We start from the raw sequence: 24,791 nt of genomic DNA, 5'->3' as shown, positions 1-24,791 counted from the left end.
AGATTAACCAAAAGTAATGCAACAACCTGAATCTCAACGATTCAACCCTCAACAATTTAACAACTCAACCATCAAAAACTAATCTTATTGATGTAGAAGACTGCGCGGTTGGGGCCATTCGGGACGCGTACTCGCTGGAAGCCGAAAGCGGCGAAGTGAGGGCCATACCAGCGGATCAGGCCTGGCAAATCTGTGCTGATGATTTTTTCTTCTTTTTCGTAAGGCAGGAGCTCTATGGAGGTTTCCTTGTCTGTAAACTTGTTCTGCTCCATCCGGCGATAGATAATTTTCTCACGGTCAGGGTGGGCCATCACCAGGCGACCATCAGGCAAGCTGGCTATTTCTACAGCATGGGTAAGAGAGGAGGTTAGCACGTCGCGCAGCGGGAAAGTATTGTCCCACAGCAGAATACCATCCCGATCAAAGCCCAGGGCAATGGCATGCGTACGCTTGTAAGCCTGCGCCACTCGTTCCAATCCCCTGACACGGCTGTCGAAGTAACCGCTGCTGCTGCGATATTGCGGAAAGTATACCTCTGCGGCCAGAACATACCCGTTGGGAGTTTGGATCAGGTCGTGCAGGAGCATGCGGTAGCGCTGCAGGGGCTCCTTACCGGCAGCAATGCGGGCGAACTCACGCTTGCGGGTGCGCTCTTCGCGGCGGGGCTTCATGTATTTAAAGAAGTTCTGCAGATCCAGCAGCGAGTAAAATTCTCCTTCCACAATTTTAGAAGCCACCGGCGAGGTAAAAAAGCCCTGCACAAAACGTAGGTCCCTGGCCCCGTAAGTGCCCAGCAACATGCGGGAAAGCGTGTCGCCGGGTGTTACCTCGGCGTTGAGCAGGCTCCTGGCCTGGGGCTGCAAAATAAAGTAGTTCTGCTGCAGCTTGCCGTTGTGGTCAAAGCTCTTGACCTGCAAGCGCGATACCCGGCGGTTAGTCTCGACCAACACTACATCTACGCGACCATGCACGTGGTCGGTATGCAGGTCAGAGAAAGAGGACTCTTCGCCATAAAGGGCCGGTAGCATGGTGGGCTGTGGTTTTTCGGGGTTTAGGTATAGCAGGTTTGGCTTTGTGTCGTAATTGTTGCCGGTGATCAGGAAATGGTTGCCGCGCAGCACATTGAATTCATAAATGTACTCTACTTTGTCGAGTGTTAACTCGCTCTGTGTTACTGCGCCACTACCCAGGTGTAGGCGCACGAAGGTATAGAGTGTGGGTTTGGCTGCCTGAAAGATGAGATAGGTAAAGGGCGCCTCGGTGTAGTGGCGCACAAATTCGTACTCAGGCTTTAGATCCAGTTGGCTTTTCCAGACAGGCTCCAGTTGTGCGTTGTACTTCTCGAGGGTGAAATCAGGGTCTTTTGCCCATGTGTCGGACTTGCGACTGTAAACCAGCAGACTGCTGTCGGGCAGGGCCATTACCTCTACACGGCTGGTTTCGAGCTGATAGGGAAGCTCGAGGCGCACGGGCTGCAGGGGCTCCTGTGCCCACAACAGGACAGGTGCCAGCGCAGCAAAGCAGAACAGCAAAGGGCGCAGGTATGGCATGTTACAATCTTGTGCTGCCGGCTGGCAGTAGGTATAAGGCAGTTAAATGCTTTGTACTCTTTTTTGTAAAGTAACGTTGTGCCTGTGTGCGGCAAGCCGCCCCGGTTTAATTGCCCAGGGCGAGCAGCACGTCAAACTCCTCGGCTTTGAGCGGCATCACCGACAGGCGCGACTGACGCAGCAGGGCAATGTTCTCCAAGCGTGGGTCTTTCTTAATCTGGTCCAATGTTACGGGAGCCTTAAATTCGCTTTCCGGTACCAGGTCTACCGCCATCCACTTCGGGTCATCGGCGCTTGGGTCAGGGTAGGCGGCTTTCGCTACTTTGGCCATGCCCACAATGGCTTTTTCAGACACGCTATGATAAAACAGCACCAGGTCGCCAGGCTGCATCAGCTGCAGGTTGTTGCGGGCCTGGTAATTGCGAACGCCGTCCCAGCATACACGGCCTTCTTTTACAAATCTGGCCCAGGAATAGGCCTCAGGTTCTGATTTTACTAACCAGTATTGCATGTGGTAAGGTATAGGTAATTTCTTTATAATAGTTAGGTTGAATCGGCTCTGCTATAAGATGGCGAAGCTACCTTGTAGGTCTTGTTATGGGCTTTAATTTTTTATTCATCTGCAATCGAAGACAAATGAGATACTAATTGAAACACTCTTTCTTTTGTTAAAGTCAGAATACTAGATGATACTATCATCCTTTGAATTGTTCCTCCTCCAGAATATTCACCCTTTGACATTACTCCTATTAACTTACTTTCATTGTCGCGGTAAGCGATCCAACTTCTTTGTGCTTCCTTTAGTACCAACTGATCAGATGGAGACAATTTTGAAACTAGAATTTTGTAGTACTTATTCAATAGTTTGTCATATTCTCCTTTTAGTTCATGGGTAGCATTTACCATTCCTTTTGTTGAATAATCTACATCTATTCTTTTACCGTACACCTTTTCAATTTTAAAAGTATCTACGGTAAACTCAATAGAAATTTCCTTTTGATAATCCGAAATAAAAGAATCATCCTCCTCTAATTGAGTCCTTAAATTCTTCGATTGTATCTCAATTTCATTTTTCAACTGAGTCAACTCTTTCTCAGTTAGAGGTCGTGGGTCTTGACCTGAGGCACCATAAAAGGCTATCAATAATAGTACCCCAATTATCGTAAGCTTTTTCATATACTTATTGCCCATAACTAGCTTATAGCGCGACCTTCAAAGTTTTTATCAGCAACTAGTCCTGCACTTCAGGCTTTATCCGCACCTTCAGCACACTGTCTTTGAGCGACACGACTTCCATGGTGTATCGCTGCTCGGGGTAGCCGTTGCCCTGGATGTGTACGCGTATGGTGTTCTTGTCTTTGTACTCCCAGATGCCGACATGTTCTTCCAACCCGTCGGCAGGGGCTATAACATACTGCTTGGCCACGCCCTCACGCTCCAACGTAAAGCCGGTTCGCCCTCTTGACGGAGGAAAGTCGTAGCTGTTGGGCCGATACACGAGCACATCCTCCTCGTCTTCTTCATAAGAGTGTAACCAGGTTTGGCCCAGGAGCTCAGCTTCTGCCTGCTTTCGGCAGGTGTTGGCCAGCAACATGAGGCACAAAACGCATAAGAGCGAAGCGTATTTCATATTTTTTGTTTTGTGAGCGTCTTTTACAAACAGCTAAATAGATAGCCAAGATAGGGATTTCCTGCTTTATATAGAAGCCCCGTAATATAAAAGGACGCCGGATGGGGGTGGCAAAGGTATGGCGGCTTTTTCTATCTTTGTACTTATACACAACATCGTCTTGGAAAATAAGAAAATCATAAAGCTGTTTAAGCTGGCCGCCGAGCTCATGGAGCTGCACGACGAAAATCCGTTTAAGGTGCGTTCGTACGTGAACGGCGCCGCTGCGCTGGAACTGGTAGAGGAGCCGCTGTCACTCAAAAGCCAGGCCGAGCTGGAAGGTATAACAGGCGTGGGCAAGAGCATCGCCGCCCGCGTAATCGAGATCACCGAGACGGGTTCTTTTACAGAACTGGACCAGCTACTTTCGGTAACGCCGCCGGGCGTGGTAGAGATGTTGCGCATCAAAGGCATTGGCCCGAAAAAAGTGCGTAACCTCTGGAAAGAGCTGGGAGCGGAAACAGTGGAGGAACTCCTCGACGCCTGCGAGCAGGACAAAGTAAGCAAGCTGAAAGGCTTCGGTGCCAAAACCCAGGAGAACATCAAACAGGCGCTACTGTTTACGCAGCAGAACCGAGGCAAACTGCTCTATGCAGAAGCCGAATCAGCTGCCCAGGCATTGCTGGAGCAGGTACAACAGGCCCTTCCAGATGCTGAAGTAGCGCTGGTTGGCGATGTGCGCCGTTGCCTGGAGATAGTAGTGAAGCTGGAACTGGTTGTGAGCACCGACAATCCAACAGAAGCGGAAACTACCCTGAACAAACTGGATGAACTGCAGCAGGACGAGCTAAGCTCAGGCCCCATGGTATGGCGCGGCAAGCACAGCCTGAGCGGACTGGCCACTGAGATCCGCTTTGCCAGCCCGGCTAATTTCCAGAATGAACGCTTCATACGCTCTTCTTCGCCAGCACACCTTTCCCAGGTATTTGCAGCCAGCAAAAATATGCTCACCGTAGTCCGCGAAAGCAGTCACAGTTCTGAAGAGGATATCTACGCCTCGGCAGGTATGGCCTACATCGTGCCGGAGCTGCGGGAAGGCGCCAACGAACTGCAGCTTGCCATGGAAAACAAGTTGCCGAAGCTACTGGAGCTTGGTGACCTGAAAGGCATCCTGCATAATCACAGCACCTACTCGGACGGCGCCCATACCCTGGAGCAAATGGCCACTTACTGCCGCGACATGGGCTACCAGTATTTAGGTATATCCGACCACAGCAAAACGGCCGCCTATGCCGGTGGTTTGCGCGAGGGAGACGTGCTGCGGCAGCAGAAAGAGATTGACGAGCTGAACCAGAAACTGGCGCCTTTCAGGATATTCAAAGGGATAGAGTCGGATATTCTGGGCGATGGCTCCCTGGACTACGAAGAGGATATCCTCAAGACCTTTGACTTCATTGTGGCCAGCATCCACAGTAACCTCAACATGGATGAGCAGAAGGCCACGGCCCGCCTGATCACAGCCATCGAGAACCCTTATACCACCATGCTCGGTCACCCAACCGGTCGCCTGCTACTGCGCCGCGAAGGCTACCCGATCAATCATAAAATGGTAATCGACGCCTGCGCTGCCAACAACGTGATCATCGAAATCAACTCCAACCCCTGGCGCCTCGACATCGACTGGCGATGGGTGCACTATGCGCTGGAGAAGGGCGTGATGCTGAGCATTAACCCGGATGCCCACCACACCAGCGGCTACGACGACATGCGCTATGGCGTACTGGTCGGCCGCAAAGGTGGACTGACCAAAGAGATGACCTTCAATGCGAAGTCTGCGGAGGAAGTGGAAGCGTATTTTAAGGCCCGGAGCGAGAAGATAAAGTAGCGAATGCCGAAAATCCTTATTCTCCGTTTTTCCTCTATCGGCGACATCGTGCTGACAACGCCGGTGGTGCGCTGCATAAAGCAGCAGGTGCCGGACGCAGAAGTGCATTACGGCACCAAGCAGGCCTTTAGAGGTATACTGGTGCCCAACCCTTACATCGATAAGGTACATACGTTGGACGGCAGCCTGAACCAACTGGTGCAGCAACTCAAGGCCGAGAACTTCGACTTTATAGTAGACCTGCACAACAACCTGCGCACCCGCATCATCAAAATGCGGTTGGGCAAAGCCTCCAAAAGTTTCGATAAACTCAACTTTGAGAAGTGGCTGATGGTGAATCTGAAAGTGAACCGCCTGCCGGACGTGCACATTGTGAACCGCTACCTGGTGGCGGCTGCGCCACTGGGTATACAAGACGACGGCAAAGGGCTGGATTACTTTATACCTGCCGATGCCGAAGTAGACATTAATTCACTTCCGGAGCCCTTCCGGCGAGGGTATACAGCCTTCGCCATCGGGGCACAGCACTATACCAAGCGACTTCCCACGGAGCGCATCATCGAGCTGTGTGCGGAGCTAAAACAGCCAATCGTCCTGCTAGGTGGCAAAGAAGACGCAGTGGTAGGAGAGGAGATCGCTGCTCATTTTAATCAATCAACAACAAGCAATCAACAACCAACAACCATCTACAACGCCTGTGGCAGGTATAGCCTGGCTGGTTCGGCCTCGCTGGTGCGGCAGGCACAGCAGGCGGTGAGCCACGACACGGGGCTGATGCACATTGCGGCGGCTTTTCAAAAGGACATCATCAGTGTGTGGGGCAATACCATACCTGAGTTTGGCATGTATCCTTTCAGGACCAGGTATAAGGTGCTCGAAGTAAACGGACTGCCTTGCCGGCCCTGCTCTAAAATTGGGTATAGCAAGTGCCCCAAGGGCCATTTCAAGTGCATGCGCGATATCGATTTCAGTGCCATCGAGCGACAGCCTTTTAAGGTATAAAGCAGCTTAGGTATACACTAGGCAGGTATAAAAGCAGCATCGCCCGCACAGGTTTAAACTTGTGCGGGCGATGCCGTTTTCAGGTATAGCTATACCTGGAGGTTTGGTTTACTGCAGCGGTTTCACGGTGTAGCCGGCTCTTTGCAGCAACTGCAGCAGGCCGTTTTCGCCAGGCAGGTGCATGGCACCAACTGCTATAAAAGTAGACTGCTCTTTCATGATGGCAGGGAGCTTGGTCATCCAGTTTTTGTTGCGGTCGTCGGCTATGTAGGCCATGTCGCCACCGCCGGTCAGTTCGTTGTATTCATGTGAAAGCGCCCACATACCTGCCAGGTCTTTGTCAAAGTATAGCTGCACGAGTTTGTCAGACATTTGCATAGCCGTTTCCTTGTTCTTCACATAAGACACCAGTTGCTCAGCCTGCTTATCCAGCGGATGGTGGTTGTAAAGCAGGTCAAACTGCTGTTCCATGGTTTCGAGTGTGCTCACCTTCTTTTTGCTTTTCTTGTTGTAGCTGGCAAAATACATGTCAAGCGGCTGGCCGGTGTATTCCTTCAGCACTTCCATGCGCTGGTAGTCTTTCAGGGAAAGCATCAGGAGCAGTGTCATCGGCTTCATCTGGTCGGCCATGCTCAGCTCAAAGCCAAACTGCTCTTTAATTTCCTTGTTTACCAGGGCATAATCCTCTTTGCTCAACAGGTTTGAGAGCTTGTTGTCTGGCATCACCATTTTGGCACCCAGTTGCATCATTTTAGCTGAATCGATCTCGGTTTCTACCACCACACCACGGCTTTCCATAAACCGCTCAGTTACTTCCGGTACCGTGTTCAGGTAGCTGGCGTTGAGCAGGTGGTAAGTGCCGTACAGGTAAGACGGCTGCTTCAGACCGTTTCCGCTGATCTCCCAGAGTAACGATTTGGCGGAGGTAACAGGCTGTGCCTGGGCAGTAGTCGTTTTAGCCGGTTTTGATTTTACTTTCTGGGCCTGGCTGAGGGTAGGGCAGATAAGGAAGGCTACTAACAGGTATAGCCAGGCAATTTTGTTTTTGAAATGCATGTGTATAAGATGATAAAAGGTTGTTTCAGATTGAGCGGGATAGCTGTAGTTTTGCAAATGAAAAGGCCGTTTGCTGCTTTTGCGCAAACGGCACCTATAAAGATTCAGAAAAGTAATTAATATGTCCAAATTTAATCTGAGCTGGCAGGCCACTGACGAGCAATTACTCGATGCCCTGCTGCTGGCAACGGGCGGCGAAGGCGGCGCTACCCTGCAGGATGTGCTGCTGATGATCGACGCCCTGGATGGCGATGTGCTGGCGTTGCAAGACCTGGAGCAGGGGCTCGAAAAGCTGGTGTCAGCTGGCTTTGTACAAGTGCAAAAAAACAAGCTAGCCCTGTCTGAGCAGTTTCTGGCCCGGTACGAAGAAGTGACACTAAACTCAGCAGACGAAACATCTGAAAGTCCGCTGCAGAAGCTGCTCTCGCAGACATCGCTTAGCGAAGCAGGTATACAACAGGCCAAGACTGAAACACTCAAAAAGTATAAGCTTAAGAATTACTACCAGCAGTACCTGGAGCAGTTTGGATAGTTCCCCGATTTGGAGATAGGAAGCTCTGGAAAGTTAAAGGTTTGAAGATGATCAAGGAATGAATCTTCAATTCCAAACGCTAAGAATTGACTTCAAGCATTGGGGTATAAGTCCAGTAAAACAAAGAAGCGCCGCTGAAGTAACTCAGCGGCGCTTCTTTGTTCAGGTATAGAGGAATCTCTACAACCTTAAAATTTTCACTTTCTAGGAAATCTTCTCAAAACCCAGGTATGGGTGCAGCACCTTCGGCATGTTGATGCCGTCTGGTGTCTGGTTGTTTTCGAGGATAGCGGCTACGATACGCGGCAATGCCAGGGCACTGCCATTGAGCGTGTGCAGCAGCTGCGTCTTACCCGACTCCGTTTTGTAGCGCAGTTTCAATCGGTTAGACTGGTAAGTCTCAAAGTTCGAGGCAGAGCTTACTTCCAGCCAGCGGTTCTGGGCAGTAGAGTATACCTCCATGTCGTAGGTGAGGGCAGAGGTAAAGCCCATGTCGCCGCCGCACAGGCGCAGCACACGGTAAGGGAGCTCCAGTTTTTGAAGCAGGCCCTGGATGTAGCTGCTCATTTCTTCCAGCGTTTCGTATGACTTTTCTGGCAGCGTAATCTGTACAATCTCTACCTTGTCGAACTGGTGCAGGCGGTTCAAACCACGCACATCGGCTCCCCACGATCCGGCTTCTCTTCTGAAGCACGGTGTATGGCCCGCGTTCTTGATCGGCAGCTGCTCCACCGGCACAATCACGTCACGGTACAGGTTCGTGATCGGCACCTCGGCCGTCGGGATCAGGTATAGGTTGTCTTCAGTGGCGTGGTACATCTGGCCGTCTTTGTCAGGCAGCTGACCGGTGCCGTAGCCAGAGGCTTCGTTCACCAAAATAGGTGGCTGCACTTCTATGTAGCCGGCTTTCATGGCCTCGTCCAGGAAGAAGTTGATGAGTGCGCGCTGCAGGCGGGCGCCTTGCTTCTTGTATACCGGAAAACCAGCGCCGGAAATCTTGTTGCCCAGCTCGAAGTCGATGATGTCGTATTGCTGGATGAGCTCCCAGTGTGGCAGGGCGCCTTCGTGCAGTGTAGGAATTTCACCGTGTTGTAGAACTACTTCGTTGTCTTCTGCTGTTCTACCTTCAGGAACACTTGCATGCGGAAGGTTCGGCAGCTTGTATAGTGCTTGCTGTATTTGCTCTTCGATGGCGGCTAGCTGCTCACTCAGCGATTTGGTCTGCTGCTTTAACTCTGATGTTTCTGCTTTGGAGGCTTCCGCTTTTTCGCGGTCGCCGTTCTTCATCAGTATACCGATCTCTTTTGAGATGGTATTGGCACGGGCCTGCAGCTCATCGTGCTGGCTTTGCACCTGTCGGCGCTGCTGGTCCAGGGCTACAATAGCCTCTACCTCTTGGGCGGCATTTTTGTAGTTTTTCTTGGTAAGTCCAGCTATCACAAGCGCTGTCTGCTCTCTTAAAATGTTTAGCTGTAGCATAGTTTGAGTCTTTGTATAGCTGCAAAAATATACTTTTTTAGGTTGTAAGCGGCATTTACGAAATCTTTTAAGGAAAATCTGAAACATTTTCAACAAATTCTCCGCTAATATTTGTTAATTAATAAGCATTGCAATAACATTGCAGTGCAATTTATGGCAGGCCCTTTCCTGAGCCGCACAAAACTCTATCGCATTCATTCATTTTCCGAATTAATAAGTCAAGCTCTCGCTGCGTCCGCCCATGCGTGCCAAGCAGGTTAATTTAACTACCATACCACATTTATGTACAATATTGAAGAATTGAAAGATAGGCTTCTTTCAGAACTCAAGGAAATTGCAGAAGACCTGGGTGTTAAGAATTTCAAGAAACTCAGCAAACAGGATCTGGTCTACAAAATCCTTGACCAGCAAGCCATAACCCCTCCCGACAAATTGCCGAAAAAAGTAAAATCCTCCTCCAGTACAGCCGCCAGCGAACCCGCCGCTACGGAAAACACAATTACGATCAGTGAAGAGCAAGAGGCACCAGTAGCCGAGGCGCCAGCCCAGGCAAAACCTGTCCGCGAAGCAGCCCGCCGCGAGCAAACCAGCCCGACTTTAGTACAACAAGCAGCACCCGTAAAGGACCACGGTCCACAACGTGAGCGCGTAACGACCCGCCGCGACAACCGCAACGATGGCACGCCGCGTGAGCAGCGACAGGAACAGCGTGTGGAGCGCACCGAGGCTCGTCCGGAACGTGTGGAGAGAACAGAGCAGCGTCCTGAACGTGCAGAGAGAACGGAGCAGCGCAATGACAGAACTGAATCTCAGCGTCCTGAGCGTAGCGAAAGAAATGAAAGAAACGACAATCGTGAGCAGCGCCCTGAAGTAGGCAACCGAGCTGATCGCGAGCAGCGTCCTGAAGTGGGCAATCGCAGCGATAGCCGCCCTGACCAGAGCAACCGTGGCGGAGATAATGCGCCACGCCGTCAGCAGAACGCAGCCGCAAGTAGCAATAACTTCCGCGAGTTTGACGGAATAATCCTAAATGAAGGTGTGTTGGAGTTGATGCAGGATGGCTACGGCTTCCTTCGCTCTACACATTACAATTACCTGGCCTCGCCAGACGATATCTATGTGTCTCCTTCGCAGATCAAGTTGTTTGGTCTGAAGACGGGCGATACTGTGAAAGGACAGATCCGTCCGCCGAAAGAAGGGGAGAAGTACTTTGCCCTGCTCAAGGTGGATTTGGTGAACGGACGAACTACAGAGGAAATCCGCGACCGTATCCCTTTCCAGCACCTGACACCGCTTTTCCCGGAAGAGCGCCTGAAACTGACGACCAAGCCCAACCTGCTTTCAACCCGTATCCTCGATCTGTTTGCCCCGATCGGTAAAGGCCAGCGTGGTATGATCGTGGCGCAGCCGAAGACAGGTAAGACCGTGTTGCTGAAAGAGATCGCCAACGCTATCTCCGAAAACCATCCGGAGGTATACCTGATGATCCTGCTCATAGACGAGCGCCCGGAAGAAGTAACCGATATGGCCCGCAGCGTGAGAGCAGAGGTGATTGCCTCTACGTTCGACGAAACTGCTGACCGCCATGTAAAGGTTTCGAGCATTGTGCTGGACAAGGCCAAGCGTATGGTAGAGTGCGGCCACGATGTGGTGATCCTGCTCGACTCCATCACGCGTCTGGCGCGTGCCTACAACACGGTGGTGCCTTCATCAGGCAAGATCCTGTCGGGTGGTGTGGATGCCAACGCGTTGCACAAGCCGAAGCGTTTCTTCGGTGCGGCCCGTAACGTGGAGAACGGCGGCTCACTCACCATCATCGCGACTGCTCTGATCGACACCGGTTCTAAAATGGACGAGGTGATCTTCGAAGAATTTAAAGGTACCGGTAACATGGAACTGCAGCTGGACCGCAAACTGGCCAACCGCAGAATCTACCCGGCTATCGACGTGCCGGCATCAGGTACACGCCGCGAAGACCTGCTCATGGATCGCGACGAACTGAACCGCATCTGGATCCTACGCAAGTTTATGTCCGACATGAACTCCGTAGAAGCCATGGAATTCCTGAAAGACAGAATGCAGGGAACCAAGAGCAATGAAGAGTTCCTGATTTCGATGAACGGGTAAGGATACTTTACCAAAAACAGGCCGGCCCCATTGCTTTGTAGCAGTGGGGCCGGCCTGTTTTTGGAGGTTAAATTGTTGAATGGTTAAATTGTTAAGTGAGAACTTTTATCAACCACAGCGCTGAAATACTTAGGCTATCTTTTCAATTGATCGGTTTCCTTTACAAAACTTATTTAACCGTCAACAATTTAACCATTCAACAATTTAACCTTTTAATATAAACTCCAAAACGGGTAATCCGGCTTAGCTAACAGGTAGACGGTATAAGTAAGTACCAGGCCGAAGACAATGTGTGCAAAAACGAGTGTGGTCAGGTAAGTACGGAGTGCAATGAGCGGCGGCTTGGGGTGTACCATGAAAAACAGATACCAGATGAACATCGCGATCAGGCCATGCGCCAATCCGAAAAGAAATCCCCAGGAAGCATTGATGAGTCCGACATCGGAATGCCACAGCGCAATGTAGAAGAGCGCGAAAATAATCCCGACCAGGTAGTGCGCCACGGTGCCGTATCCCTTGGTGTTAGTCGCTTCCGAGAGCGAACCATCAGGTTGCGTGCGGTTCATGAGCATAGTCCCCAGTATCCGGGTTACCTTCATAACACGGTGCGTTACATACGAAAGCAGGTATAGGAAGGCCATGGCGGCGGTGGCGGCAAGTCCACCTATTACAGCGTAGAGAAGTTTCATGGCGAGACGGTTTTTGCTGTTATACGCAATCAGCCCAGGTAGTTATAAACCGATGTCTTGTATGAAACTACGAAGCGTAAACTGATCGCAGCAGGAGTATCAGGAAAAAAGCCAGGCTGATGCAAAGCGATGATATCTTGTTCATGCGCATCGTATTTTCAAAATTCACTTCTCCGGGGTTTTGCCATGACCGGCGCACCCAGCCTAGAAAGTAATAGGTGATGGGCGCGGTGAGAAGCAGGAAGATCACTATGTTGAGCAGTTGCCCCAGCGCCAGGTATAGCCCAATCAGAAGTGCCGCTCCCAGGCTGAGCGCAATACCTGCGAACACAAAAGTGCCCCGTATACCCAGCAGTAAACTTAGCGTTTTGTCACCTCGCTCACTGTCTTCCTGGTGCTGGTAAATTTGTGTGAGCGGGTAAGAGCCACAAAGAAAGAGTGTGCTCACCAAGGCAAACCAGACATTGGGTGCCTGCAGGGTTTGCTGCATGTCCAGACCAGTCCCGACCTGTACCATCAGAAAAGTAAACGCTCCCTGGAAAACTGTAACGACCAGCGTGCTGATAATGGGATATTTCTTGAGCCGGATACTCCGATCGCTGTAAGCCTTGGAAACCAACAGGTATAATGCGACCATCAGGGCGAACAGCGGCGATAGAAAGAAGCTGATCAGCAAGGCCAGCCCATCGAACAGCAGAACCAGGTGAAACAACTCATGCGTGACTTTTGGAGGCCGTCGGAGCCCGCCGATGCTGCCTTCGTCCCGATCGTGATAAGAGTTGTAGCCATTGCTGGCAGGGTATACGAGTACGTGCAGAATCAGGAACACAGCCGCCGCCCGCCACAAGGTATAGCCATCTGCCACGCTGAGCGCAAACCAGTACACCGGCATCAGGTATACTGAAAACGGGATCCGCATTAGGGTCAGGGCGCTGCTATATTTTGCGATGACAGGTATAGCGACTTGTTTCAAGTTGTGAATTGTTGATTGTTAGTTGTTGATTGTTTTTATCTCATTTACCAAAACCGTCAAGTCTTATGTTATCAATTCTCAAATCAGGCTTTATTCTTTTTATGATGTTGATACCTCCTTGTTCAGCAATTAGCAATCAACAATCAACAATTTTATTACTCCGGATATCCCAGCAGGTAAATGACCTGCTGGCCAGGTCCGCTCCCTACGATGCCGCTGCGCCAGGTATAGCCGGGCGGGGTATGCACGCGGGCCAGCAACTCGTCCAGCATCCGGGGATTGTATAGCCTGAACAACGATACCAGGCCATCCCACATGATACCCAGTGGGATAATTGGTATAAGGTACGTAAACAGAAGTCGACTCAGTTTAAAAGGCCTTATAAAAGGTGTCACCAACAGGATAATGATCGGGAAGGTAAGCAGGAAGATGATCAGTTCAGCCCAGGTTTTGCCGCCTCCTTCAAAGATGCCGATGGGCGCCCGCTGATCGGCAGCGTTCTGCAAAATAGCCACCGCCTGCTCTGGCCTGAAATGATGAAAAGAAGAAAAGATGGTACGAACGCCTTGTATTTGCGGTGGCACTTTGGTGGCATCAACAGGCGAGTCAATAAAGTCAATCAGGCCACCGGACTCGGCTTGTAAGTATTCGTACGCGCCCAGGTTGGGGTACCGGTCAGATAAGGTGACGCGCACAGGTTCACCCATGCGCTGGCTTAGGGCTTCGCGTATACCTGCTATGCCACCGCCGGCACCCGAGCAAAGGTCGGTGAAGTGCGTTTGACCGCTGCGCCGGAGCAGTTCCTCTAGCAGAGGTATAGCCGGGCCGTAAGCGCCGAGCTTCGAGATCATGAAGCGCAGAAAATCGAGCATGCCCTGCCGGAAAATGTGCGGAAACCAGGGCTGGTCTTCGAGCTCGAATAGATGCAGGCGGAAGTTCAAGGGCAGCAGCGAATGTTTTGTTCGCATACTGCCCTCTGCTTATAAAGGTTGCTAGGGTAATGTTGTGCCGCGCTGGCTCATCCAGGGATGCAGCTCCATGATCAGCTTGCCGGCTTTTACGGCCGGGTCTGCCTCTGTCAGTGCCTTCGCCTCTTCCAGGGTAGCCACGTCAAAAATGAAAATACCACGCAGTTCGCCATTGTCCAGAAACGGACCGGCCATCACCAGTTTGCCATCAGCGGCCATCTTCCGGATATGCGCCATGTGCCCACGCTGAATGCTGTTTACCTCAGCTGTGTCGGTTGGCTGGTAAGGACCTTTCTTGAGCAGGGCCATGTAGTAGGTCTTCATCTGGCTCATGTCCATCTCGCCAGACTTTTTAGGAGTCTCATTCGCTGTAGCGGCCGGCGCTTTTCTGGCAGCAGGCTTTGCCTTGGATTGAGCCTGAGCGCCTAGTGTGCAGCAAAGACCGAGGGCCAGAGCTATACCTGTGGTTTGTAGCAGTTTTTTCATTACGGTAAAGGTATAGAAACTTATCTGCGTTCCACAACGCCTGCAGCCCCGACCCCGATGCTGAAATTATCACCGGAATTGCTGAACAGCTGCCAGTATTCTTCCTGTGGCTTGCCCAGATCAGGAGTCAGGATCAGGCGGTCGCCGTTCACAAAAGTCAGGGTTATACCGTATGCGTCTCTTACTACAGCGCTCTCTATTGCCAGGGCCTGGCTGCTGATCACGAGTCCCTGCAGGCGCTGGTCGCGGAGGTTGGCACCGGGCACTTTCCAGTCGAATTTGGGGGAAGGCAGGCCGGGCTCACGCTTGCGCATAAACACCTCGCTGTGCTTGATGGTTTCGCCATTGGCCTGCTCAAAGGTCCAGGGGCAGTTCACGGCCAGGGTATAGAGGCCCACGTCTAGAATCAATCCTTGCGGCGTGGTATAGCTGGTTTTGCCGAAATGGAAGTATTGCACCAGTTCACTGCGGGTGGTCTTAGTCAGTGGCAGCCCCTTGATCTTGTCGAACGCTGCCTGTAATTGCTCTTGCATGGGTGTATGGGTAATGCTACCCGGCAAAGATAGGCAGGGCCTGCCAAAGTTATAACAGCTAATGCATATTGCTAACTAAGTTTTATCCGTTTCTGAGAAAGTATTTGTACACAAAAGGTATATTTGCAGTAGATTAGAGAGAAGCGATCCGGAAAAATACAGGCAATTTGCCCTGATGAAATAACATGCTGCAAGAGCAAGAAAAAGAACAAGTAAAGCAACCGGTTAAAAAGAGAAGGTCCGTTTATGGCCGCATCATTGGCTATACCTGGAAGCTGTTTCTGTTGGGACTGATGGTGGTGGTTGGCTACCTGGTAAGTGTGGAGTACAACTTCTTTTACCTCTTCGGTTCCTCCCCAAGTCTGGACAGGCTGGAAAACCCGCGTAGCGACCAGGCCTCCGAACTCTATACCGTCGACGGGCAGCTGATCGGAAAGTACTTCCGCGAGAACCGCAGCCCGGTAGGCTACAAGCAGATGTCGCCAACGCTCATCAACGCCCTCATAGCCACCGAGGATATCCGTTTTTACGAGCACGCAGGTATAGACCCGACGGCCATTTTCGGTGCTGTGTACGACAACTTGCGTGGCGAAAGCCGGGGAGGTAGCACGATTACACAACAGCTGGCTAAAAACCTGTACAAGACCCGCACCGACGACTCCAAAGGCGTGCTGGGTCACATACCTGGTCTGAACATTGTCATCTCCAAAACCAAGGAGTGGCTCACCGCCATCAAACTGGAGCAACGCTATACCAAAGAAGAGATCCTGGCCATGTACCTGAACACGGTAGACTTTGGCAGTAACTCCTTCGGTATACAGGTCGCCTCTAAGACTTTCTTCAACACCTCTCCTGATAGCCTCAAACCCGAGCAGGCCGCTGTGCTGGTGGGTTTGCTCAAGGCCCCAACTTTCTACAGTCCACGCTTTAACCCGGAGAACTCCACCCGCCGCCGCAATACAGTACTGGGGCAGATGGCTAAGTACGATTACCTCAGTGCAGCTGAAGCTGATTCGCTGAGCCAGTTGCCTTTGGAGTTGAATTATAAAGTAGAAAACCATTACGACGGACCAGCCACTTACTTCCGGGGGGCTGTGGCCGATTTTATGAAGGAGTGGTGCAAGCAGAACGGTTACGATCTATACCGCGACGGCCTGAAGGTATACACCACCATCGACTCGCGCATACAGGCGCATGCCGAGGCTGCCATGGAGCAGCAGATGCGCACGTTGCAGCGCCGCTTCGACAACCACTGGAAGGGCCAGAACCCTTGGGTGGACGAGAAGAACCGCGAGATTCCGAACTTCATTGAAGAAACCATCAAGCGTACCGACTATTACAAGCGCCTCAAAAAGAAGCACGGCGACAATACAGCCGCGATCAACAAAGAGCTGAACACGCCCCGCGACATGATGGTGTTTACCTGGGACAACCCGGAGCGCGAAAAGAAAATGACTATGTCGCCGCTGGATTCGCTGCGCTACTACAAGCGCTTCCTGCACGGCGGTATGATGACCATGGATCCCTTCTCCGGCGAAATCAAGGCTTGGGTAGGGGGTATCAATTATAAGTATTTCAAGTATGACCACGTGAAGCAGGCGCGACGCCAGCCGGGCTCAACCTTTAAGCCTTTTGTGTATGTAGCGGCTATAGACAATGGTTACTCGCCCTGCGACAAGATTGTGGACACCCGCATCACCATCAATTACGTGGAGAAAGGGGAGAAGAAAAGCTGGTCGCCTACGAATGCTGACTGGGAGTATACCGGTGCGCCTATGACGCTACGCCGTGGTATGGGTAAATCGGTGAACTCTGTCACTGCCCAACTTACCGAGCTGGTTGGCTGGGAAACCGTGGTTGATTATGCCCATAAGCTAGGCATCAGCAGCCCACTGGATAAAGTGCCTTCGATTGGCCTGGGGCCGAGCGATGTATCGGTTTACGAGATGGTGGGCGCTTACGGTACGTTCCCGAACCACGGGTTCCATACCGCGCCGCGTTTCATCACCCGCATCGAGGACCGTGACGGCAACGTGATCGAGCAGTTTGTGCCGGAGCAGAAGAAAGTGCTGAGCGAAGAGACGGCTTTCCTGATGATGCACATGCTCAAAGGAGGTATAGAAGAACCGGGCGGCACGTCGCAGGCACTGTGGGAATACGACCTCTGGAAAGGCAACGAAATCGGCGGCAAAACCGGCACGACCTCCAACCACTCCGACGGCTGGTTCATGGGCGTAACCAAGGACCTAGTAACCGGTGTGTGGGTTGGCGGCGAAGACCGCAGCATTCACTTCCGTACTTCTAACCTGGGAGAAGGCTCCAAGACGGCGCTGCCGGTATACGGCCTTTTCATGGAGCGCCTCTACCAAGACAAAGACCTGGGCTATACCATGGGCCGCTTTCCGAAGCCGACTGTTAAGATCAGCAAGAAGTACAACTGTACCACTGTGCTGCCTAAAGCTGAGCCTGACTCCATTTTCTTCGATCTGAACTTTGAGATTCCGGAGTTGATAGATACCTTTTAAGGTATACCTGAACCATAAAAAAACAGCAGCGCCGACTAGAGTATAGTCGGCGCTGCTGTTTTAAAGTATACGCTATACCTGTGCAGGTATAGGAAATCAACTTCTGTCCTTGCTATTGCTATAAAAGGATTCCAGCGCCTCGTCCAGGTAATTGTACTCGAAGGTAAAGCCGGTTTGCATCACTTTGTTAGCGCTCACGCGCTGGCCGCTTAGCACCACATTACTCATCTCGCCAAGCATCAGGTTAAGGGCAAAAGAAGGCACTTTAGGCAAGACCAATGGCTTATGCATGGCTTCGGCCAAAGCTTCTGTAAACTCCTCATTTGTGACAGGGTGAGGAGACACGGCATTGTATACGCCAGCAAATTGTGTGTCTTCAATGGCCCTGATGTAGAGGCGGCACAGGTCGTCGATGTGGATCCAGGACATGTACTGCTTGCCGCTGCCAAGCGGAGCGCCTGCCATCATTTTGATAGGCCGGGCCATCTGGGGAAGTGCGCCCCCTTTTTCGCTTAGCGCTATACCTGTGCGCAGAATGACAGTGCGTATGCCCAGGTCTTTGATCTGCCACACGGCCGCTTCCCAGGCTTTGCATACTTCGGCCATGAAGTCTTCGCCGTAACTGCTTTCCTCCGACATCAATTGGTCACCTGCATTGCCGTAAATGCCGATGGCAGAAGCCGAGATAAAGCCCTTGACGTGGTGGTTGTTTTGTTGAAGGCCGTTGAGCAGCAGCTGTGTGCTGTCTACCCGACTGCTCAGTATTTCGCGTTTGCGTTCTTTCGTCCATTTCTCGTCAGCCAGCCCGGCGCCCGCCAGGTGGATGATATAGTCTGCATAGGGGATGGCGTTCTCATCAATTGTTCCTTCCTTTATATCCCAGCGGAACGTCTTGTAATGAGAGAACTTATCGGGAGCTCTGGACAGGTGCGCTACCTCATAGCCCTGATCGATCAGCATCTCTGAAAGACGTAATCCGATCAGCCCTGAACCACCTGATATGAGTATTTTCCCAGCCATAGGTAAAGATCGTCGTTATAAATTATATAGAAATATATCTATACGGGTAAGGACTAATTGAAAGTTGCTTTCACCGATCAAAACCAGCAGGCGGCGCAAAGGTTTGCCTGAGAGCAGGTCTTATTTCTTACGGATGTGGCTCAGGAACTCGTTGCGGTACTGGTCCTGCTCGAACAAGCCGGAGTACTCCGCAGTGATGGTGCTGCTGCTCACATCGTTCACGCCACGGCTCATTACGCAAAGATGATCCGCCTCAATTAGGACAGCCACATCATCCGTCTGCAGGGCCTGCTTCAACTCGTTGGCGATCTGCATGGTCATGCGCTCCTGCACCTGCGGACGGCGGGCATAGTACTGTACAATACGGTTCAGTTTAGAGAGGCCAATCACATGCTCGTTGGGCATATACGCCACGTGGGCTTTGCCAATGATCGGCACGAAGTGGTGCTCGCAGGAAGAGTACACAGTGATGTCGCGCTCTACCAGCATCTGCTTATACTTGTACTTGTTCTCAAATCGGCGGATAACCGGCTTGTTCTCCGGATGAAGGCCACTGAAGATTTCCTGCACATACATTTTGGCAACACGTAGCGGCGTTCCTTTCAGGCTATCATCCGTGAGGTCGAGCCCCATGGTATGCATAATTTCGCGGAAGTGCCTTTCAATGATCACGATCTTCTCAGCGTCAGAAAGGGCAAATGCGTCAGGGCGCAGCGGCGTTTCCAGGGAGCTCATCATGTGATCGTCCATCTCTTCCGCTTCGGTGCCCAGTTCCTGGTTATCCATTATATTCAACAAAGTTTCGTTCAGTTTCATAAAGCGTTACCGCCAATTCATATTCCCGGCTTATTTTTTCACGCAATCGCTTCCAGATCACCATGGCAATGTTTTCAGCAGTCGGGTTCAGTTGCCTGAACTCCTCTGTGTCGAGGTTGAGGTTTTTGTGGTCAAACCTGTCGATCACCTCTTCTTTTACTAGCGTGCTGAGCTTTTTCATGTCGTACACATATCCGGTTTCCTCGTCCACGGCGCCCGTCAGCTTCACAATGAGCTCGTAGTTGTGCCCGTGGAAATTGGGGTTGTTGCACAGCCCGAAAACCTCCGCGTTTTGCTCGTCGCTCCAAGCCGGATTGTGCAGGCGGTGTGCGGCATTAAAGTGCTCTTTTCTGCAGATCGTTATTTTCATTGCGTTTCCAACAGGTGGGACTGTGTTATTGTTCGCGTACGTGAAAAATTCACATTGGGCTAGCCGGGCTGTAAACCTACAAAGGTAAGCTTCGCGGCCCCTAAACCCAAACAGAACGGTCGCTAAATTAATCCTGCCTCTTATATCTGATATATGCTATGGATTAGCTATTTTCGTAGGTATACGATTGTTCCTGTCAAATCATTATTTCTAAGTAGAGTATGCGAGTAAAAGGATTGTTGGTAGCGGCCATGTTGCTGGTATCAGGTATGGCGAGTGCGCAGGTGATGCGTGTAGAGGAAAACGAACAGGTGGTGAGCGGTATCAAGCGCAGTGGCCAGCAGCTGAGCGTACAACTGGACCCGAAGTTCGTAGAGAAGATCTGGAAAGACCACCTGAGCAAAGAAGCAGGTAAGGTAAAGCATACCAAAGGCGTTTACACGGTAGAGGAGGCAAAGCTGATCAGCATCAGCAAACAACCGGTGCGCGTCATCTCCACCGTTGGCACGCATGCAACCGGCAGCTATGTGTGGTGGTCGTTGGAAACTGGAGAGACAACCGTTGATAAGAATGCGACCCCCGAGCTGTTCACTGCTGCCGAGCAGTTTATGGAAAACTTCGGTAAAAAGCTGTATCAGGAAGATGTCCTGCTTCAGATTAACGAGGCCGAGAACGTGCTGCGCAATACCAAAAAGGAGCAGGACCGCGTCGTAAAGCAGGCAAATGAACTGCAACTAAGCATCGAAAAGAATAAGAAGCGCAAGCAGGAACTGGAAGCCGAACTCGTGCGCAATGCCGACGAACTGCGTCAACTGGAGCAGAACGTAGAGCTAAACGTGAAGCAGCAGGAAGCCAGCCGCCAGCAGGTGCAGGCTATGGAGAAGGCAGTGGATGAGGTTAGAGCGAAGCTGCGGGATATCAAGTAAGGTATAGCTGCTATACCTGTCGGAAACAAGAAAGCCTCCACATCAGGAGGCTTTTTCTTTGCTATACCTTACAGCTTCATCCAGCGCTGTATTTCCTGTTCGGCAAACTGCTCGTTGCGCCAGCCTACAATCTTACTCTTGGCTGTTGGGTTGTGGTGCACAAACCACTGCTGCAAGATAGCTTTGGCGGCCGGGTAGTCAGCGGTAAAGCTGTTGTAGTCGGAGGCGTTGATGGAGCGCTCGCTTGGCCTTGCCGGTACCGCGATGATCTTGTGGTCCAGTTCGCCGGCTGTTTCCAGCTGCAGCACGCCCACTGGGATCACTTCCATCACTGTGCCTGAGGCGACGCTCCCGGCCAGCACGATTACTTCCAAGGGTTTCTTCTGTGCGTTGGTTTCTGTGGAAGGTATAAAGCCGAAGTTGGCCGGGTAGGGGAGAAAAGGTATGATGCGATCCTGGCCGGCCTGCTGCTCGGGCTCAAAGGCTTTCGTCTGTCGATTATAATGCAGCTTGGTCGAACTACCAGCCGGTACCTCGATCACGGCCTGCAACTGTTTTTTGCCATTGTAGGTAGGCAGGGCGGCATAGTCTGTCTGGCAGGAGGCTAGCAGGGCCAGGGAGAACAACAGGAAGGTATAGCGTTGTAGAGTTTTCATGGGTGTAGAGAACAACAAAGGTAGAGAGCAGGTATAGCTGCACAAATATAGCAGGCCTGGCCAAAGCAGGTATAGCCTGACAGGTATAGCAGGTGTAAAAAAAGGGAGCCGTTTGGTTAGAAACGGCTCCCTTTACTAAAACTATGGAAAACTTATGAAAACAGGTTCTTCAATTATCTTCTTTCCTTGATACGAGCAGCCTTACCCTGCAGACCTCTCAGGTAGTATAGTCTAGCTCTTCTAACACGGCCTTTTCTTACCAGCTCGATCTTCTCGATAGATGGAGAAAGCAGTGGGAAAATACGCTCCAGACCAATCTGGTTAGACACTTTTCTTACAGTGAAAGTCTCACCGTTTGTGTTTACGTTCTTGCGCTGAATAACAACGCCCTGGAACTGCTGGATACGCTCCTTGTTACCCTCACGGATTTTCACGTGGATGTTGATGGTATCGCCAGACTGGAAAGTCGGGAAAGAGGCGCGCTTGTCTGTAGATTCCTGCTCGATAAATTTAAGTAATTCGCTCATGGCTATGTTGTTAAAGCTAAATATCTTCTTCAAAATTCGGACTGCAAAGATATGCAATTATTTATTACATAAGAATCTTTGCAGAAAAAAAATGTAAGTTTTTGAAACTTATCCTTTAAAAGCGCAAAAGAAACGCTTTTGACACCTTTACAAAGCTGTCCTGCTACTCGTTCAGCAGGTCCGGCCTGCGCTGTCTGGTACGCTCCACTGCCTGCTCAAAGCGCCATTGCTCTATCTTAGGCCCGTCTCCGGAAAGCAGAATATCAGGAACCGTCATGCCTTTGTAGTCGGCCGGGCGGGTATAGACTGGCGGCGCCAACAGCCCGTCCTGGAACGAATCGGTCAGGGCGGAGGACTCGTCGTTGAGTACACCCGGTATGATCCGGATAATGGCATCGGCCAGCACAGCTGCTCCCAGCTCGCCACCCGAAAGCACATAGTCGCCTATGCTGATCTCATGGGTTACGTAATGCTGTCGCACGCGCTCATCCACGCCTTTGTAATGCCCGCACAGGATGATGACGTTGCGGAGGAGTGAGAACTGGTTTACTATTTTCTGGTTAAGCGTCTGCCCGTCAGGCGTCATGTAGATGACAGCGTCGTACTCCCGCTCGGCTTTCAGGTCCGAAAGCATCCTGTCGATCGGTTCGATCATCATCACCATACCAGCTCCGCCGCCAAAGGCATAGTCGTCTATCTGACCATGTTTGTTGATGGCGTACTTGCGTAGGTCGTGTATGTGGATCTCTACCAGACCTTTTTGTTGGGCTCTTTTAACGATAGAATGGCTAAAAGGACTGTCCAGCAGGTCGGGCTGGCAACTGATGATGTCAAATCGCATGATAATGGGGGCTACTCGTCGGCGTCGTCAGGGGTGCCGGGCTGGGTGTATACTTCCAGCAGGCCTTCCGGCAGGTTTACGTGCAGCACTTTGGCTTCGTGGTCGGCGCGTACAAACACCTCATCCAGCACAGGTACCAGCATTTCCTGATCGTTATAGTCCATAGCCATCAGCTGTTGCTGCGGCATGTCGTAAAAGTCTTTCACGGTGCCAAGCGGGCCGTGGTTCTGGTCCACTACCTGGTAGCCGATCACCTCATGGAAATAGAACTGCCCTTCTTCCAGCTCCGGGAGCTCGTCTAGCGGCAGGTATAGGTTGACATTGCGTAGCTTCTCGGCCTGCTCGATCGTTTTTATATCCTCAAAAGTGATAATAAAACGGCCTTTCTGCACGGGCTCCATCTTGTCAATAAAAAAAGGAATCAGCCTTCCTTGTTGTTCAAGAAAGACTGATTCCAGACCATCATAATCTTCGGGGTAGTCCACGTCAAAAAACGCAACCACTTGTCCCTTGATGCCATGGGTCTTGACGATGTGACCTAACAGGAAGCAGTCATCAATGTGCATGGCCGATGTAATTTATGCTTGTTCTTCAGTAGACTCGCCTTCAGCAGCTGGTGCTTCAGGAGCTTCTTCTGCTTCAGCAGTTGGCTCAGGAGCAAGCTTGGCAGCCTCACGCTGACGGATAGCCTCTGCACGAGCTTCTTTTACTTTCGTTTCAGCATCAAGAGCAGCCTTACGCTTCGCATCTTTCTCAGAGCCAAGGGTAGTACGCTTGCTTTCGATTTTCGCGTCTTTCTCTTTCTTCCACTCTTCGAAACGAGCATCAGCTGTTTCTTGCGTGATAGCGCCTTTTACAACACCGATCTGCAGGTGCTTCTTGTACAGAATACCTCTGTAAGAAAGCATTGCCTTCACTGTGTCAGTTGGCTGAGCACCATTCATTAACCACTGGAACGCCTTCTCCTCGCTAAAATCGATAGAAGCAGGGTTAGTGTTTGGGTTGTAAGTCCCCAGTTTCTCGATGAATTTACCATCACGTGGTGATCGAGCGTCAGCTACTACGATATCGTAGATAGCAGCTTTTTTGCGGCCTCTGCGGGCCAGTCTGATTTTAACAGCCATTTTTTATATAAAATTTAAAGTCGGCGAAACCCGTCCGCCAGTTTTTAGAACCGCAAAGGTAGTGATTTTGTGCCGATTAATGCAAGGTTTTTACAGATTGATTTAGGGGAGGCCTATACAGGTATAGCGTTGCAGCGGTGCCCCTGCAGGTATAGGGTGTGTAAACGCTATACCTATTAAGTATTCCGGTTTACGTAGAGTAGTTATGTACCCAACAGCTTTTGTGTGCAGTGCTATACCTTGTTGTAAACAAAAAGCCCTCCGTTTCCGAAGGGCTTTTAAATCTATTTAAGCGTTGGCTTTTGCTCTGGGAGGTATGGCTGTCTTCACTTTTACAGGCTTTAGCTTGATGATGCTCAGCTTGTCCAGCGTCCAGATCACCGGCCAGGTTGGGTCTACTTCCCACCACTTCACACCGAAGTTTACGCGGTTAGGCAGTTTGTGGTGGTTGTTCTGGAACAGCTCACCGCCTGTCAGGAAGTCGAAGAAAAGCGAGTTGCGCGACTTGTCGTTGTTGTCGAAGTTCTGGTAACCGTACTTGTGACCGCTCCAGTTTACAATCGCGCCGTGCACCGGACCCATCAGGAAGTGAAGCGGCAGCAGCAGGAACATCCACCACTGGGTGGCGAAGGCGATGTAGAACAGCACATAAGCCACGCCCCAACCAATACGAGAAACCTTCGAATCCCCTATCTTCTCCAGTGCTGGCCATAGCGGGTAGTCGCCATCAAAGCGGCGCTCGGGCTCCACGCGGTGGTTGAGTACGTCGTTGTAAATGTTTTTGGTCTTCCACATCATCGCAAATGCGTTGTTGGAGTAATGTGGCGAATGCGGGTCACGCTCCGTGTCAGAGAAGGCGTGGTGCATGCGGTGCAGAATTGCATAGGCACGCGGCGACAGGAATGAAGAGCCCTGTGCGATGTAGGTCAGCAGGTAAAACGCCTTCTCCCAGAACGGGTTCATGGTGAACATCTTGTGTGCTGCATAGCGGTGCAGGAAGAATGTCTGCACAAACAAGGAGAGGTACCAGTGCAGTACGAAGAAAATAAGTATGGCCATTAAGCAATTAGTATGTTGAAGTGATTGATTCTGATTCA

The 24,791-nt window shown here is 51.2% G+C and carries 26 protein-coding genes; 6 read left to right on the top strand and 20 right to left on the bottom strand.

The features are described from left to right. Positions 1-71: 71 nt before the first annotated feature. The 4 genes from C8E01_RS08805 to C8E01_RS08790 form a co-directional block, all read right to left on the bottom strand. Entirely contained in the window at positions 72-1,550 is a 1,479-nt protein-coding gene (locus C8E01_RS08805) for a hypothetical protein (RefSeq protein WP_116542989.1), read from the bottom strand. A 106-nt stretch (positions 1,551-1,656) separates the two neighbouring features. After that, complete coding sequence (locus C8E01_RS08800) at positions 1,657-2,061, bottom strand: EVE domain-containing protein (RefSeq protein WP_116542988.1); 405 nt, start codon at positions 2,059-2,061, stop codon at positions 1,657-1,659. A gap of 101 nt (positions 2,062-2,162) precedes the next feature. Continuing rightward, positions 2,163-2,726 (bottom strand): lysozyme inhibitor LprI family protein, encoded by a 564-nt coding sequence (locus C8E01_RS08795; RefSeq protein ID WP_165820599.1) that lies wholly within the window; start codon positions 2,724-2,726, stop codon positions 2,163-2,165. Positions 2,727-2,781: 55 nt separating this feature from the next. Next, complete coding sequence (locus C8E01_RS08790; RefSeq protein ID WP_243409489.1) at positions 2,782-3,180, bottom strand: hypothetical protein; 399 nt, start codon at positions 3,178-3,180, stop codon at positions 2,782-2,784. 118 nt (positions 3,181-3,298) lie between these two features. Here C8E01_RS08790 and C8E01_RS08785 point away from each other — a divergent pair, with 118 nt between their 5' ends. Together C8E01_RS08785 and C8E01_RS08780 are read left to right on the top strand one after the other, a co-directional pair. After that, entirely contained in the window at positions 3,299-5,044 is a 1,746-nt protein-coding gene (locus C8E01_RS08785; RefSeq protein WP_116542985.1) for a helix-hairpin-helix domain-containing protein, read from the top strand. A gap of 3 nt (positions 5,045-5,047) precedes the next feature. Further along, positions 5,048-6,046: a glycosyltransferase family 9 protein gene (locus C8E01_RS08780; RefSeq protein ID WP_116542984.1), complete on the top strand. Its 999-nt coding sequence runs from the start codon at positions 5,048-5,050 to the stop codon at positions 6,044-6,046. Between the two features lie 108 nt (positions 6,047-6,154). Here the strand turns inward: C8E01_RS08780 and C8E01_RS08775 are convergent, their stop codons facing one another. Beyond that, the gene (locus C8E01_RS08775) at positions 6,155-7,102 is read right to left on the bottom strand and encodes a TraB/GumN family protein (RefSeq protein ID WP_116542983.1); all 948 of its coding nucleotides are present in this window, start codon (positions 7,100-7,102) and stop codon (positions 6,155-6,157) included. A 121-nt stretch (positions 7,103-7,223) separates the two neighbouring features. Between C8E01_RS08775 and C8E01_RS08770 the strand changes: the two genes are divergently transcribed. After that, on the top strand, positions 7,224-7,634 hold the full coding sequence (locus C8E01_RS08770; protein WP_116542982.1) for a hypothetical protein: 411 nt from the start codon (positions 7,224-7,226) through the stop codon (positions 7,632-7,634). A 204-nt stretch (positions 7,635-7,838) separates the two neighbouring features. Here C8E01_RS08770 and serS read toward each other — a convergent pair whose 3' ends face one another. Continuing rightward, positions 7,839-9,113, bottom strand: coding sequence for a serine--tRNA ligase (gene serS / locus C8E01_RS08765; RefSeq protein WP_116542981.1), 1,275 nt, complete (start codon positions 9,111-9,113; stop codon positions 7,839-7,841). A gap of 282 nt (positions 9,114-9,395) precedes the next feature. Between serS and rho the strand changes: the two genes are divergently transcribed. After that, a complete protein-coding gene (gene rho, locus C8E01_RS08760) occupies positions 9,396-11,240 on the top strand; it encodes a transcription termination factor Rho (RefSeq protein WP_116542980.1) in 1,845 nt (614 codons plus the stop codon). A gap of 212 nt (positions 11,241-11,452) precedes the next feature. On the opposite strand, the gene C8E01_RS08755 is transcribed toward rho, so the two are convergent. The 5 genes from C8E01_RS08755 to C8E01_RS08735 form a co-directional block, all read right to left on the bottom strand. After that, complete coding sequence (locus tag C8E01_RS08755; protein ID WP_116542979.1) at positions 11,453-11,929, bottom strand: hypothetical protein; 477 nt, start codon at positions 11,927-11,929, stop codon at positions 11,453-11,455. Positions 11,930-11,996: 67 nt separating this feature from the next. After that, positions 11,997-12,902, bottom strand: a complete 906-nt coding sequence (locus C8E01_RS08750; protein ID WP_116542978.1) for a UbiA family prenyltransferase — start codon at positions 12,900-12,902, stop codon at positions 11,997-11,999. A gap of 155 nt (positions 12,903-13,057) precedes the next feature. Next, positions 13,058-13,870, bottom strand: coding sequence for a class I SAM-dependent methyltransferase (locus C8E01_RS08745; RefSeq protein ID WP_116542977.1), 813 nt, complete (start codon positions 13,868-13,870; stop codon positions 13,058-13,060). Between the two features lie 24 nt (positions 13,871-13,894). Further along, positions 13,895-14,356: a YciI family protein gene (locus tag C8E01_RS08740; protein ID WP_116542976.1), complete on the bottom strand. Its 462-nt coding sequence runs from the start codon at positions 14,354-14,356 to the stop codon at positions 13,895-13,897. A gap of 20 nt (positions 14,357-14,376) precedes the next feature. Next, complete coding sequence (locus tag C8E01_RS08735) at positions 14,377-14,889, bottom strand: hypothetical protein (RefSeq protein WP_116542975.1); 513 nt, start codon at positions 14,887-14,889, stop codon at positions 14,377-14,379. Between the two features lie 185 nt (positions 14,890-15,074). On the opposite strand from C8E01_RS08735, the gene C8E01_RS08730 reads away from it, so the two are divergent. Continuing rightward, positions 15,075-17,414 (top strand): penicillin-binding protein 1A, encoded by a 2,340-nt coding sequence (locus C8E01_RS08730; protein WP_116542974.1) that lies wholly within the window; start codon positions 15,075-15,077, stop codon positions 17,412-17,414. 96 nt (positions 17,415-17,510) lie between these two features. Here C8E01_RS08730 and C8E01_RS08725 read toward each other — a convergent pair whose 3' ends face one another. From C8E01_RS08725 to C8E01_RS08715, 3 genes are all read right to left on the bottom strand, one after another. Beyond that, positions 17,511-18,434, bottom strand: a complete 924-nt coding sequence (locus tag C8E01_RS08725) for a TIGR01777 family oxidoreductase (RefSeq protein WP_116542973.1) — start codon at positions 18,432-18,434, stop codon at positions 17,511-17,513. A gap of 120 nt (positions 18,435-18,554) precedes the next feature. Continuing rightward, on the bottom strand, positions 18,555-19,250 hold the full coding sequence (gene folE, locus C8E01_RS08720; protein WP_394342107.1) for a GTP cyclohydrolase I FolE: 696 nt from the start codon (positions 19,248-19,250) through the stop codon (positions 18,555-18,557). After that, positions 19,213-19,620: a 6-pyruvoyl trahydropterin synthase family protein gene (locus C8E01_RS08715; RefSeq protein WP_116542971.1), complete on the bottom strand. Its 408-nt coding sequence runs from the start codon at positions 19,618-19,620 to the stop codon at positions 19,213-19,215. Before C8E01_RS08715 ends, folE begins: the two co-directional genes overlap by 38 nt. Positions 19,621-19,841: 221 nt before the next feature. On the opposite strand from C8E01_RS08715, the gene C8E01_RS08710 reads away from it, so the two are divergent. Continuing rightward, on the top strand, positions 19,842-20,546 hold the full coding sequence (locus C8E01_RS08710; RefSeq protein ID WP_243409488.1) for a coiled-coil domain-containing protein: 705 nt from the start codon (positions 19,842-19,844) through the stop codon (positions 20,544-20,546). A gap of 68 nt (positions 20,547-20,614) precedes the next feature. Here C8E01_RS08710 and C8E01_RS08705 read toward each other — a convergent pair whose 3' ends face one another. The 6 genes from C8E01_RS08705 to C8E01_RS08680 all read right to left on the bottom strand — a co-directional run bounded on the left by C8E01_RS08705 (position 20,615) and on the right by C8E01_RS08680 (position 24,753). Beyond that, entirely contained in the window at positions 20,615-21,202 is a 588-nt protein-coding gene (locus C8E01_RS08705; RefSeq protein ID WP_116542969.1) for an inorganic diphosphatase, read from the bottom strand. A gap of 173 nt (positions 21,203-21,375) precedes the next feature. Further along, complete coding sequence (gene rplS / locus C8E01_RS08700; protein ID WP_007657440.1) at positions 21,376-21,729, bottom strand: 50S ribosomal protein L19; 354 nt, start codon at positions 21,727-21,729, stop codon at positions 21,376-21,378. 163 nt (positions 21,730-21,892) lie between these two features. Beyond that, a complete protein-coding gene (trmD, locus tag C8E01_RS08695; protein ID WP_116542968.1) occupies positions 21,893-22,570 on the bottom strand; it encodes a tRNA (guanosine(37)-N1)-methyltransferase TrmD in 678 nt (225 codons plus the stop codon). Positions 22,571-22,581: 11 nt separating this feature from the next. After that, positions 22,582-23,136, bottom strand: coding sequence for a ribosome maturation factor RimM (rimM, locus tag C8E01_RS08690; RefSeq protein ID WP_116542967.1), 555 nt, complete (start codon positions 23,134-23,136; stop codon positions 22,582-22,584). Between the two features lie 12 nt (positions 23,137-23,148). Then, a complete protein-coding gene (locus C8E01_RS08685; RefSeq protein ID WP_116542966.1) occupies positions 23,149-23,694 on the bottom strand; it encodes a 30S ribosomal protein S16 in 546 nt (181 codons plus the stop codon). A gap of 288 nt (positions 23,695-23,982) precedes the next feature. After that, a complete protein-coding gene (locus tag C8E01_RS08680; RefSeq protein ID WP_116542965.1) occupies positions 23,983-24,753 on the bottom strand; it encodes an acyl-CoA desaturase in 771 nt (256 codons plus the stop codon). Positions 24,754-24,791: the final 38 nt, after the last annotated feature.

It is taken from the genome of Pontibacter virosus (assembly GCF_003096355.1).
Classification (GTDB): Bacteria; Bacteroidota; Bacteroidia; order Cytophagales; family Hymenobacteraceae; genus Pontibacter; species Pontibacter virosus.
The sequence above is the reverse complement of the archived record's forward strand: the minus strand, read 5'-3'. Positions and strand labels throughout refer to the sequence as shown.